The sequence below is a fragment of the Candidatus Poribacteria bacterium genome (assembly GCA_021295715.1).
Taxonomy (GTDB): Bacteria; Poribacteria; WGA-4E; order WGA-4E; family WGA-3G; genus WGA-3G.
In genome coordinates, this window is sequence record JAGWBV010000025.1 from 1 (window position 1) to 13,675 (window position 13,675).

General features: G+C 48.4%; 8 protein-coding genes. 3 read left to right on the top strand and 5 right to left on the bottom strand.

What is annotated here, in order from left to right:
- Positions 1-260 precede the first annotated feature (260 nt).
- The 3 genes from argC to lpxK all read left to right on the top strand — a co-directional run bounded on the left by argC (position 261) and on the right by lpxK (position 4,004).
- A complete protein-coding gene (gene argC / locus J4G07_08390) occupies positions 261-1,430 on the top strand; it encodes an N-acetyl-gamma-glutamyl-phosphate reductase (protein ID MCE2414008.1) in 1,170 nt (389 codons plus the stop codon).
- Entirely contained in the window at positions 1,390-2,604 is a 1,215-nt protein-coding gene (gene lpxB / locus J4G07_08395) for a lipid-A-disaccharide synthase (GenBank protein ID MCE2414009.1), read from the top strand. Before argC ends, lpxB begins: the two co-directional genes overlap by 41 nt.
- An 89-nt stretch (positions 2,605-2,693) precedes the next feature.
- Positions 2,694-4,004, top strand: coding sequence for a tetraacyldisaccharide 4'-kinase (lpxK, locus tag J4G07_08400; GenBank protein MCE2414010.1), 1,311 nt, complete (start codon positions 2,694-2,696; stop codon positions 4,002-4,004).
- On the opposite strand, the gene J4G07_08405 is transcribed toward lpxK, so the two are convergent.
- The 5 genes from J4G07_08405 to J4G07_08425 form a co-directional block, all read right to left on the bottom strand.
- A complete protein-coding gene (locus J4G07_08405) occupies positions 3,954-6,479 on the bottom strand; it encodes a hypothetical protein (GenBank protein ID MCE2414011.1) in 2,526 nt (841 codons plus the stop codon). The genes lpxK and J4G07_08405 overlap by 51 nt on opposite strands.
- 180 nt (positions 6,480-6,659) lie before the next feature.
- The gene (locus J4G07_08410) at positions 6,660-7,520 is read right to left on the bottom strand and encodes a sugar phosphate isomerase/epimerase (protein MCE2414012.1); all 861 of its coding nucleotides are present in this window, start codon (positions 7,518-7,520) and stop codon (positions 6,660-6,662) included.
- A 138-nt stretch (positions 7,521-7,658) separates the two neighbouring features.
- Positions 7,659-11,168, bottom strand: a complete 3,510-nt coding sequence (locus tag J4G07_08415; GenBank protein ID MCE2414013.1) for an AAA family ATPase — start codon at positions 11,166-11,168, stop codon at positions 7,659-7,661.
- A gap of 157 nt (positions 11,169-11,325) precedes the next feature.
- Positions 11,326-12,042: a tetratricopeptide repeat protein gene (locus J4G07_08420; protein ID MCE2414014.1), complete on the bottom strand. Its 717-nt coding sequence runs from the start codon at positions 12,040-12,042 to the stop codon at positions 11,326-11,328.
- A gap of 186 nt (positions 12,043-12,228) precedes the next feature.
- Positions 12,229-13,671, bottom strand: coding sequence for a trypsin-like peptidase domain-containing protein (locus J4G07_08425; GenBank protein MCE2414015.1), 1,443 nt, complete (start codon positions 13,669-13,671; stop codon positions 12,229-12,231).
- Positions 13,672-13,675: the final 4 nt, after the last annotated feature.

Sequence of the window (13,675 nt, forward strand, 5' to 3'; positions counted from 1 at the left end):
CACTATTTTTTCATGCCCTAAATATCTTTTGACTGACAGCCGATAGCCGATAACCGATGGCTATTATATCGCGTATACAGTGGTCTGTCAATTTATTTCTTTGGATGCAAATCGGGCTTATAAAGCCCCCCCACAAAAACGCCTCGCGCGAATTGAATGGCTCTGGGCGTGCCCCTGCAATAATTTGACATTTCGCTCAAGATGTGCTAAAATTCCTATAGAAAATTAACACCTTCATAAAAAATATAGAGTGAGACTAAATGATGAAACTTGGAATTATTGGTGCATCGGGGTATGGTGGTAGTGAATTGTTACGCTTTCTTGTCAACCACCCTGGGGAACTTGATATTACACTCTGCACGTCCGAGACCTATGCAGGCCAATGTATTGACAGTGTTCTACCCAACCTTCGCGGGTTTCTATCGTCCAAATTTGAAGCCTTAGATCTCGACTCCCTCAAAGAGAGAGTAGATGCCGTTGTGCTCGCCGTGCCACACAGAGTAGCGATGTCTTTCGTGCCACAGATTTTGGCACAAGGTTTACGCGTCGTGGATTTCAGTGGAGATTATCGGTTTGAGGATGCCGAAACCTACGAAGCCTGGTATCACGCCGAACATACGAGCGCATCACTGATGCCACAAGCAGTATATGGGCTACCGGAGCGTTACCGCGATTGCATTCGCACCGCCCAACTCGTCGCGAATCCTGGATGTTACCCAATGAGTGCTATACTCGCGGCTCTGCCGTTAGTGGCACATGGCGGGGTGGAATTGGACTCTATCATCATTGACTCGAAATCGGGCATTTCTGGTGCCGGTCCGAAACCGAGTGAAAATACACACTACCCGAATCGAGAGTCCAATTTTGTCGCTTACAAAGTTGGTGTGCATCAACATACACCAGAAATTGAACAGGAGTTGAGTGCCGTCGCATCTGAACCGGTTCGCGTGACGTTCACACCACACCTTGTCCCGATGACCCGCGGTATCCTTAGCACTGTTTATATGCGTCTCACAGAGGAAATCTCCACAGCAGAAGCCCTCGATATGTACGCACAGTTCTATGAGAATGAACCGTTCGTTCGGGTGCTTCCAACCGGTACATATCCGCAAACGAAGGCTGTCCTTGGTAGCAACTATTGCGATGTTGGACTTGAAGTGGATGCGCGGACACGTCGTATCGTCGCAATGGCAGCAATTGATAACCTCGGTAAAGGCGCAGCAGGAGCCGTTGTACAGAATCTCAATCTGATGTTCGGTTTCAAAGAAACTGACGGACTGAAGGTGCTTAGCCGTCAGCTGTCGGCAGGCAGTCACAAAAGCGTGAAATTTGGGTTACAATCGCCTCCCACAACCTCTGTTCTGATAGTTCCGAGGACCGATAGTCGTTATGCCGAAGATTATGATTGTTGCTGGAGAACCCTCTGGTGACTTACACGCTTCTCACGTTGCACGCCAACTCACAACACTTTGTCCCGATATAACACTCTTCGGCATGGGCGGCGACCAGATGGAAGAAGCATCGGTCACACTCGATTTTCATATCCGAGATTCTGCTGTGATGGGCTTCGCGGATGTTATCACTGTCCTGCCGATGTTCCTTCGGAAACAAGCGCATCTGAAACGGCGTATCCGTGAGGAACGCCCCGATGTTCTTCTCCTCGTGGACTTTGCAGAGTTTAATATGCCGTTAGCTCAGTTCGCCCGGAAACACGGTGTTCCTGTTGTGTATTACATTCCCCCAAAAGCGTGGGCGTGGCGTGAAAACCGGGCACGGAAGTTGGCAAAATGGGCTAACGTTGTTGCCGCGATCTTCCCATTTGAAGCAGAATTTTACCGAAACGCGGGTGCAAATGCCGAATTTGTTGGGCATCCACTTGTTGATTTTGCACAGACATCCCTCACCACACAAGCCGCACGCGAGCATCTCAATCTATGTGAAACACAAGACACTGAGATTACGGCGGAGGCACGCCATCACGATGATCGTGATCGCGGGACCTCCGATCCTGTTATCGGATTGATGCCGGGGAGCCGCCGTTCGGAAATTCGACACATTTTGCCGGTCATGCTAAGTGCAGCGGCGAACATCGCTCAGGTCTATCCAAGCGCCCAATGGGTCCTCCCGTTAGCACCAGGGATTTCACACGAACTCATTGCGAAGTACCAGCAAGAGCAAAATTTGTCAGGACTGCAGGTTCCACCCATCAAAATTGTAGAAGATGCAACTTATCCGGCAATGCGTGCTTCCTCCCTGTTGCTGGTTACCTCTGGCACAGCGACACTCGAGGCGGCATGTATCGGCACACCGATGATTATCGTCTTTCGGACCGCATCACTTAACTGGCACGTCGTCAGGTCGTTGACTCCCTTGGAACGAAGCGGACTTCCTAACCTCATCGCAGGACGAGACATTGTTCCAGAACTCCTGCAGACAGAACTGACACCGACCACTTTGACGGAAATGGCTCTTGATTTTTTGCAGGATTCGCAGAAACGGGAGACACAACGGGATGCACTCCAAAGGGTACACGCACAACTCGGCACTGCTGGTGCAGCTGAGCGCACGGCGGAATTAGTGTTAGATGCTGCAAAAAGTCTGTAAAGTGGTCTAAAGTGCCTAAAGTTGTTAGGAAATCATCTTTCAACTTTACAGATTTCGCAACTTTAGTACACTTGCAAACTTTATTCACTATGAAACTCACACACACCCGCGATCTTCGATCGCTACAGCAGAGAATTCTCGCCACGCCTCTACGCTTTTTATTAGTTCCATTGAGTTGGCTCTACACCGTAAGCGTCCAACTCCGGAATATCTTCTATACATGCGATGTGCTTAAAGCACGCAAATTGCCCTGCCGAGTCATTAGTGTCGGTAACATTGTTGTCGGTGGGACAGGTAAAACCCCCGCTGTTATCGCGATTGCGAAACATCTCCAGAGCGAGGGAATGCGCGTCGCGATTCTGTTGCGTGGGTATAAACGTCCTGTTCGCGAAAAAGTGACAATCGTCTCAGACGGCGAAAAAGTGTGTGCTTCCGCTATAGAAAGCGGCGACGAAGCGTATATGATGGCGAGATGCCTCAGCGGCATTCCGATTATTGTAGGTAAATGTCGCTATCAGGCAGGTCAGGTCGCACTTGAATGTTTCAACGTAGATGTCTTGCTCTTAGATGATGGTTTCCAGCATCGGCAGCTTGCCCGCGATGTCGATATTCTCACTATTCCTGCGACACATCCCATCGGAAATCCAGAGAAATTGCTACCCGCGGGAACCTTACGTGAGCCACCCCCCGCCCTACGACGCGCAGACCTCATCTTACTGACACATGCAAACACACCTAATGTATCCGCACAGGCGAAAAAAGTAGTGAAAAGATTGGCACCGAACGCGCCTGTCTTGGAAAGCATTCACCAACCGACACATTTCTATCCGTTAGCCATCAGCAATCAGCGGAATAGCAGTCAGCCCTCGGCAGTCAGCCCTCGGCAAGAGACTGGAAGGGAAGGCAGGAGGGATGGAAGGATGGATGCCCAATCTTCCAATCCGAAGATCCTTCATCCAAACGCCGATAGCCATACCTCTGAAAGCCGACCCCCGATGGCTGATAGCCACACTTTTGATATTAAAGAACTCAAGGGAAAACGGGTTCTCGCAGTTTGTGGGATTGGAAATCCGGACGCATTTGTTGCGACCCTCATCCGATGCTCAGTTGCGAGTGTGGAACTACTGGCATTTCCCGACCACTATGTCTATACGGAAATCGACAAGCAGCAGATATACACGGCTTTTCAGGAAGCAGGAGCAGATCTGATTGTCACAACACAGAAGGACGAACAGAAATTAGTAAGATTTGTAGATAACTGGGGACTGCCGATAGTCGTTTTAGCGATTGCGTTGGTTATTACGGAAGACAATGAGGCGTTCAATGATGTGTTACTGGGGGCAGCAGCGCTAAGCAGTCGGACGTTGCCGATCAAGCCATTTAACGGAAAAATGGAGTAGGTTTTCCATAATTTTATCGTTGACTTGGACATCTGCTTCCGTCTCGTTTCTCAAGCTGGTGACAATGTATAACCCTTTCTGAAAAGGTAGGAGTAAAAGCGCGGAGGCATTTTCAGATCCGTTCTTTGGAACCCCGGTAGCAGATGTGTGAATTTTCGCGAGAGATGTCCATTTTCCAAGAGGATCCAACCACATATCATCCAGTCGAACAAAAGACTGATCTTGCATCTCTGCCTCGGTATGATTCCCATTAATCGGATTCGGATATTGGAAAATACGTGAGCGTTTCCCTTGGAGTGTGGGTGAGAGTTCATAAGTCTCTTCACATTCAACGCCGGTCAGAGGTTCTGGAATCCAACCTGTGCCGCGGCGCTGTTTGGTACTGGCTTTGACATCTTGTCCAGAAACGATGACGATCCCGCCTTGGCTGACGAAATTTTTAATTCGATGTTCAGTATCTATGTTTAATCGATAGCCGGATTTGTAAATCTCACCGTTGCCAATCCATAAAATATCAGTCTTTGCCAACCGATCGGTTCGCAAATTTTGAACAGCGTTGTAAATCATGTGGTGATCCTGAACGTATTCAAAACGTTCAAGGACTGGAAACTCGACAGAAGATGTATTCCCAGTCAGTGCCATGAGTTTAAAGGGCATCGCGATTTGTACTTCCGAACGTTTTACATCAGGCATTCTGGAAAGCCCGTTTCCTGATTTCCAAATTGCAGCATTTATGCCCCTCACAATTCGATTCCGCATCCGTTTTCGCTTACGTGTTCGCTGCTCCGCCGTGTTGAGGTTACGTGGTTGCGGATAAACAATCGGTGCTAACGCGGCGTGCCGAATTGGGTTGCTGTGTATCTGCTCAATAAGGGAAGCGTGCGCTGTAATCCGGGCGCGATTTATGGGGAGAAGCCGCTTGTAGATAGGGAATCCATGACGGAGTTTGTTATCAAGACGGAGAAATGCACTTTCAACGTCCCATCTTCGGCTATAACTCACGTCAATTGCCTTTAGATCAATACGTTCTTCATTGATATTTGTCACATACCCGTGAACAACGTTTATACCGTGGATAGCATTGCCATCTTTGTCTGTAATAGCGATGTTCTCTGTATCACGCATGTCTAAAATAGTATCTGTTAAACCGGTAAGACTGAAAAGTTCAGGCTGATATTTTTCTGCGCTTTCAACAATTGTGCAGTAGCGGCGCGGGAAAACGATATCCGCGTCGCGGAAGGAGCGAAACTTGAACCAAATTTTCTTGTAATTGTTTATGGCGCGCGTGTCTCGAACAGCGACGCGCTCGAACGGCTCTACATTATGTTTGATGACAGGATTTACTTCAAGTCTTTGAACACTGAAGGCACCGATATGGTATTTATACTCATAATCTTTTTCCCATTTCGGTGAGTCCTCTGTCAACCGAATGCGTCCGAGTTGGATGGTATAGGGTGTATTGTTTTCAAAGATGATTTCATTGCCTACTGCACGGCATCGCAAGCCGCGGTCGTCCCGACGGTTGAGTTGCGCGAGATCCTTCTTAAATTCATGTTCATATTCCCATTCGTCTGCATACCCGTTGTTGTCCTTATCTTTTACATCCATGAGCGCAATATGTTTATTATTGTAGTCTTTGAGGATAGCCGTGTACTCAGCAGTATGTTCACCGAAACGAATTCGAACTTTGACACGTGTCCCAATCAAGCGTTCGATTAAACGTTCATAACTCTCCTGCTCCAGGTAGCTTGTAGATTCTTCTTCCAAGCTGCCGATCCTTTTTTCCAAATCGCCGCCACCCGCTTCATAAGCCTCAGTGTACCGCTCTAACCGCTTGTTCGCCCCTCTTGTGAAACTGCTCCATGCCATGCTAATGGCTTCCTTCAACGCCTCGTTGAGAGCAATGAACATGTTCCGAATTTTTCGCCCAATTTTGTAGATGAGAGGCGGATGGTAGATGCGCTCAAGCTCCCACGCGCGTTCTCTAAGTTCACGCTCATTCATCGAATCATGGTAACGGATGTAGGCGACAATCCCTTCATCACGTTCTTCATTGGTAAAAATATAACTCGGGGCATGCCCGCGTTGTCGGGATTCCTCAGAAATAATCTCCATGCCTGTGAATTCCAGCCGCATGGTGCCTCGGTACCGCCTGCCGTCTTTCATCTGAAAAACAACGTACTTATTCAGGAGCTTCTTAAGAAGTTTGTCCTTTTTAAAAAGCCTGATTATATATCCAACGCTACTGATGATAAAAACAAGAAGGATGACACCGACGTAGACCTGTGTGTTTGACCACCAACTCCGCGCCTGTTTTTGTACCTCCTCAACGACATTGGATTCTTGTCCGAACGCTGAGTGCAGAAGTATGAAAAAGATCGAAACAAGAATTAAGCAGGCTATTTTCCCTACAGAGATTTCGCCCCTACGCGGTGGAGAGAGGAATATGAATGTATTTAGAAAGTTTTTCATCATCAAGACTCCATTTTTTTTACAGAGATTTGACCCCTAAGCCCCATTATCAGCGGGATAGGGTTGAAGAAAACCTCTTAACCTTAACCATCAACTTGAAGAAACACCCAAGCAAAAACACTCCGTTATAAATGTTAAAGCACGAGTTGATGGTTAAAACCGATGCCTGACAACTGACAACCCTTAATAAATACGAACGCCGTTTTCGGCGGCAATTTGCCGAACATTCGTGTTCGCGAGTGGGATTTTCTCCGCGGGGAGATGTTCTATCAATCCGTAGCCATCCGGATAAAGTGCCTCGAAACGCTTTAACGCCACACCAAGTGCTAATTCACCCTCACCGGGGACCTCCTCATTGAGATGGAGTACCAAACCGTTCTCCACGCTGATGTCTTTGATATGCGCCATCGGTGCGATCGGTCCCATGATGTCAAAAATGTGGTTAAGCCGTGTTTCGCTCTCATAGACCTGTCGGAGTGTTTGAAAATGATTGACGAAATCCATGACGATACGAAGCCTCTCAGAACCGACACGATCCACGACTTCCCGACACGTTTCAGGGGAATCCATAATTGAAACGGCATGCGTTTCCATAACAAGGGTCAGCTCGTGGTGTTCCGCATGTTCTGCGATGGGTTTCAAAGTGTCAATCAGACGCTCCATCGCTGCTGGCAGATGGTTATCTCGATGAGATGTCCAAGCACCATCGGGATTAAGACTACCCGCACGAAATAAATAATGCTGCGCGTTGAGAGAAGCAGCCGTCGGCATGCCGCGTTGGACGCTGGCGATACCTGATTTTCGGATATCGGCATCTGGATGAAAAAGGCACTCTTCGTAAGTTATGCCGAATTGCACAAGGTCAAGTTCCGCGGTTTCTAACATTTGCACACAGCGGGGGATAGCAGCCGGCGGTACAGATGGGATCTCCGCACTGCGGAAATGGAAACTTAAACCGGTAAACGCTAACGCTTTGATTTTTGCGATCTCATCCGATGTGAGGGTGCAAAAGTCCCCACAGAGTCCAACAACACCAAGTCTCATGTTTTTAATTTTCCTTGCGGAGGAACAACGGACGTTAGGACTTTTGCGTGCGTTCCTCTAATCCGCCTGCGTGTTTTTGATAGGGTATTTATGCGTATTGTTGCAGGCTACCGTTTTGGTTCATCGTTGCAAACGCAGCTACTTTGTGGTTTCCTGCAGCGTCTCTAACAGCTGTTTCGCCTGTTGGAGGTCTTTCGTATCAAAACCTTCCGAAAACCATAGATATATCGGTCTCAGTAAATTGTATGCCTCCCGATAGCGATCTTGTGTCCACCATAATTTGCTCAAACTGAGAGCGGCTCGGAGTTCCCAAGATTTTGCACCTTGTCGGCGCGCGATCGCTAATGCCTCCTGAAAATAGGATTCAGCCTTTGTGATAGTAGAAGTCGTATCCTTCTTGCCAACTGTTTCAGTTGCTTTACCAAGAACGAGGCAAAGTTCGCCTTTCCGCCGGGTGAGTTCTGCATCATAGGCACGCTCGCCCGTTCGTGTGACGACACTCAATGCCGAATCAAGTGTTTGTAAGGCTAATGTATACTGTCCTGCGCGTTGATATGCTTGTGCGAGGAGTGTGAGAAAGAGTGGCAGTTGTAATTCAGCTCTTGTCTTTTCCCATGCCGCAATTCCCTTACGTATCATCGAGATGCCTTCTTCAGAGTGATTCAGCTCTGTGAGTGCCCAGCCCTTCATCACCGTTGCGGCGGCTTCCCAAAGGGAAAATCCGTGTTCTTGACATATCTGTAACATCTGCGATGCGGTGGTCTTCACTTTCTCTACTTCATCTTCATGTTGATAGAGCACAGCCTTAAAATGGAGCAATACAGCGTCACTAAAAGGATGGTTTCTATCCTCCCCAATCTTTGCGGCTTCGGCAAGTCGTTCTTCCGCCTGCAGAGGGTAGCCAAGGCACCATAACAGCGGTGCAGAATAAGCGAGTAGTGTCGTCCCAGGATCCGCTACGAAGTGTAGAAATGTAGGAACCGGGTGTTGCTGCGGTTGATAGAGTTCAATTCCTGCCTCAAGATGTGCCAAGGCATCTCTGAATTCACTTAAATAGTAAAGTGTCGCGCCAAGGGCTCGGTGTGCCTCGACCTCAAAAGCTTCATCTCCGGCTTGCTTGGCAATTACAAAGCACTGTTCACCGAGTTCACGTGCGGAGAGGAATCGTCCGCGTACGAGATGAGAGAGCCATAATCCGAACAGAATCGGAAAGCGGAGATCCTTTATGCGATCAAGCGAAGTATCAGTGTCCTCTCCTAAGGTCGGTTCCATACTTTCAAGGGTTTCCAAGAGTTCTCTTGCGCGCGTATAGGCGACCTCGACTTCCGGTGCGGCATACCCTTTTGTTGCAATCAACGCGCTCCCAAGAATCGTCTGTAGTTCTAATTCTTGCTGAGCAGTAGATTCCAACCTCCGTGTACTCGTGTGAGTCGAAAGTTCCGCAAGTGCCGCAAGTCCCTGCGTGATATGGCGAATACCTTCCACGTTTGCGGAACGCTCAAGTGCGCGTTGTCCAGCACGGTGCCAATAGTCAACCGCTTTTTCAGGCAGACCTGCTTCGGTATAATGATATGCGACCAACTCCGGCTGAAAACCGCCACCTTCTCGCAACACTTCTGCAATTTGTTGATGGTACTGCTGTCGCCTACTCCTGAGCAGAGATTGATACGCTGTTTCACGCAGGAGCGGATGTCGGAACGTGTAGCGTAGCTGGTTGTCAGCAGCTTGGTTTCGATTGAGGATGTAGGCATCTACGAGTTTGTTCAACTCACTTTTCAGAGAGGCGAAATCGGTGAAAAAACGATTTCCCAGTTCAAGTCCAGATGCGATCTCGTGTAATAGTTCTGCAGTCCATTCCCTTCCAAGCGTTGCCCCGAGTTGGACGATCTCTTTCGCAGCACCGAGTTCGTCTAATCTCGCTGTCAATAAATCCTGTAGCGTTACAGGGACTTCCATTGTTTGAGAATGTGGGTCTACCGCATCGGAGACTTCAGAAGCCAACGTCAATGGATCCCCCTCAAGCATCATCTGGGTGAGTTCCTCAACAAACAGAGGAACGCCCTCGGTCATTTCGACAATCCGTGTCAGCACCTCTGATGGGAGTGCTGTGTCTCCTGCGACGTGCTGAATCATCTCATGCACCTGCGGAGGCGTGAGGGCAGTCAACGTCAGCGCATTTGCCCATTCTGGGTGTAGAAGTTGCTCCAGCACTTCTCTATCATGGTTGTTAGGTGTCAGTTGTTGATTGTCAGTTAAAGCGAAATCTGATTTAAGCAACCCCGTAGGGGTGACATCTCTGTAAAGTTGCGTATCGGTGCGACAGGACAAAACTACGAAGATCCGAGCATTTTCGATCCTTGTAATCAAGAGCGTCAGAAATTCTATACTGGAGGGATCAATCCAGTGAAGATCTTCAACGACAAAAAGTATCGGTTTTTGTTCAGCCATCTTCATCAGGACTTGAACGAGCACGTCCAGGGTTTGCTGTCGGCGTTGTTGGCGTCCCCAGCCTGATGGATATGTGTCCTGTTCAACCGGCCTACCATAGGGACGCGCGCCTACACCGGTTACCGTTTGTTGTTGGACCTCAAAAGGTATTTCCAATAATTCTGCGAGAAGTGGTAGTGTCTCTGGCGCATGCTCTTGTCCTTCACTATCAGAATCAGATAGCGATGCTGTATCGCTTCCTATTGTCGGAATGTTGTAGTCGCGGAGTAAACTCTCAAGTTTGTCAAGGCGCGTTTGTGCCGTATCGGTGCTGGAAAACTGCACAACGTGCTCTTGGAACAGCGAAAGAATAGGATAGAGTGGACTGTTCTGGTAATAGGGGGAGCATCTGCATTCCATTGCCACCGCATCTGGATGATCCTCAACGTATTCGTGAATGACTTGCAAACATCTTGACTTTCCGATGCCAGCCTCGCCTTCAATCAGCAACGCTTGTCCTTTAGATGCAAGTGCCTGTGCCCATCCGTGCTTGAGTGATTCGACCTCGTGTTCCCGCCCGATCAAAGGGGTTAGTCCACTTTCGCTGGCAATATCCAATCGACTTTGAGCAGGAATTTCACCTGACACTTGATACACATTCACGGGTTGTGAAATGCCACGAAGTGGGAAAGTACCGAGTGCAGCGGTCGTAAAAAAACCTTCAACCAGTTGATGTGTTGTATCGCCAATGACAATGCTGTTCGGTGTTGCTAACTCTTGCATTCTCGCTGCGATATTTGGCGTTTTACCGACGATGTCAATTGCTTCTGGAGATTCTTCCGCTGATATATGCCAGACGACAACAAGCCCTGTATCAATACTCAGTCGGACACGGATTTCCACGCCAAAGGTGGCTTGTAGATACGGGTTCAGGGTCTCAATAGCGGCAACGATACCTAAAGCGGCTCGAACGGCGCGGTGTGCGGTGTCTTCGTGTGCAATTGGGTAACCAAAATAAACGAGGATACCATCACCAAAGTAACGAGCGATATGTCCGCTTTGCGCTAAAACCACCTCCATAATACATGTCCGGTATACTTCTAAAAGGTTTCGAAGTTCTTCGGGATCCAATTTTTCAGTGAATGCTGTGGAGTTGACAATATCACAGAAAAGGACGGTTAACTGGCGACGTTCTGCCCCATGCGGTAATGCTTGTTCCATTACAGCAGTATCTACTACTGGAGTTTGGCGTGAACGTGTGCGGCTTTCAAGGGACGTTCCACATTCACCGCAAAATTTGAAAAGTGGATTCAAGAACCCACAATTTGGGCAGTGTTTGTGATGCATAATTTTTTAATGCCTGACGACTAACAGCCATTTACTTTCTGAACTGATTCAGATACTCTTCCAACTCGGCATCCCGCGGATCTAATTTGTATGCCTCTTGATAATAATCAAGCGCCTTATCGGTTCTGCCTACCTTCATGTAAAATGAACCAAGGTTGCGATAAGCGACACTATGCGTAGGTTTCAGATCCAAAGCACGGATATAATGGTCGCGAGCGCGCAACATATAGATTTTTGTCTGTCCAATGAGAATGTTAAGCGTTGTTTCGTTTTCCCAACGCTGTCTATATACTTCTCCGCCGAGTGGTTCTGCCTCTTGTTCAAGCGCGTCAGCGACGGCTTCGTCTCGTGTTTTGAACGTAATAGCACCAGAACCTGTTTTGTCGACAGCGACTTTGAGTTCTGCGACTGCCTCATCAACGGATTCTTCTCTCAACTCCTTCTCCCACGAGGGCCAACTCGGTCCTGCATATTTCAGACCTTGCTCGTAGTAGACGGTGCCAAGGTCATTATAGATTTCAGCGTTTTCAGGACGCATCTTTAATGCTTCGCTGTAAAGCTCAATGGCTTGTTGGTATTTCCCGGCGTTGAACGCATCGGTGGCATGCGTCCTGAGCTGCTTGAATTCCTCACTTTCCAAATTAACGGCGATTCCCAATTCTGGCTTGTCTCTGCCGAAGAAGTAAATGCCACCAATGAGCAGGATAGCAAGACAAACGGCGATAAGTGTCGGTAGTTGCAATTTCATCTTTTTAATTTACCTTGCGGATAAAGGACGCGGGTTTGGAACTTTATTCCTTTTTGTGTTCGAGCCGCCCTCCATTTCATTACGGGCTACGGTGATATGTCTATAGAAATATGGTATATCCAAGCAACTGCCCCCCGTAGGGCTCTATCTATCAAGAGGCAGGAACTTGGGCTAATTATAAAACACTTATCTCCGCCGATTGTTTCTATTAAAAAAAGTGACGGGAACGGCTTGATAGACCCCGTCTCGTTCAAAATAGACTTGTGCTCTACTTTGGGTACGGATATGGTCATCAACAATTTTGAAAATTTCAAGCGAATGAATTGCGGTATCGTCAATTTGGTAGATAAGATCTCCACGTTCCAGTGCGTCCGCTAACCCACTGTTTTTCTCGACGTGTGTGACAATAACACCGCGCTGCCCATATTTCTGTGCCATCGCCTTATCAGGTTGGGCAAGCGTTATTCCCCAGCCGCGGGGTGCATAATTCCATTGTAGCGTTTTCAGCGTGAATTCGGTCTGTCGCCTTTTCCCACGGCGGATGAACTCACACTGAACAGATTGATTGAGTGGAAGCAAACGCGTGCGTGCGTTGAAGTCTTGTTCGTCCTTTATCCGTTGTCCTGAAATCGCGAAAATGACATCCCCGCGTTTAATGCCCGTATCAGTAAGAGGGCTGCGTTTCCCTATTTCTGACACCAAAACCCCGGTGTTGCGCGACATCGACAACTTTTCTGCCAACTCTTCGGTTACAGGTTGTACCTCCAAGTCGAAGTAAGGTGGAATAACGCTGCCGTACTCAGTAATCTGATGGACGACCCGCCTCGCCTTATTGACTGGAATCGCAAAACCAACACCTTGTGAGCCACCACTCGTTGAACGGATAACGGTGTTTATGCCGATAAGTTCGCCGTGGATGTTCACCAAGGCACCACCGCTGTTGCCAGGATTAATGGAAGCATCTGTTTGAATCAGATCTTCATGATACAAATCTTCGACAGTGAGCATGCGCCGTGTCGCACTCACGATACCAACTGTGACCGTGGGTTGCGCGTCGCCGAGAGACAAACCGAACGGATTTCCGATTGCAACGACCCATTCACCGATCAGAAGAGAATCTGAGTTTCCCCACTGTATTTCTGGTAAGAATACCCCGTCTGTCTCGACCTCCAAGAGGGCAAGGTCTGAGAAAAGGTCATATCCGACAATCTGTGCTTCAAATTCCCGTCCATCAGAGGTAGTGACGGTAATCTTATCGGCATCTCTAATGACGTGATGATTGGTCAGGATGTGTCCCTTCTTATCAACGATAACGCCAGAACCGACCTCTCGCAAGGCGCGTTTGCGAGGAAGGGTAATTTCGCCCCAGAACCATTCGTCAAAGGAGGTGCGCGTTTCAACACTCCGGACGGCACTGATATTGACGACTGCGGGGCTCGCATTCGCCACTGCTGTAACAAGTGCGGTGCGCCGCGATGCCGCGACTGCGTCGCTGGCGAGGTTTCCGAACCTCGCTTCTCTACTGGACTCTGCACTATAGGCTCGGTGCCAAGTTCCATCCACAATCACCGCGAGAATCAATAACAATAATAGGAGAGGACGACTATAACGACAACATGAATGTAGCATAATT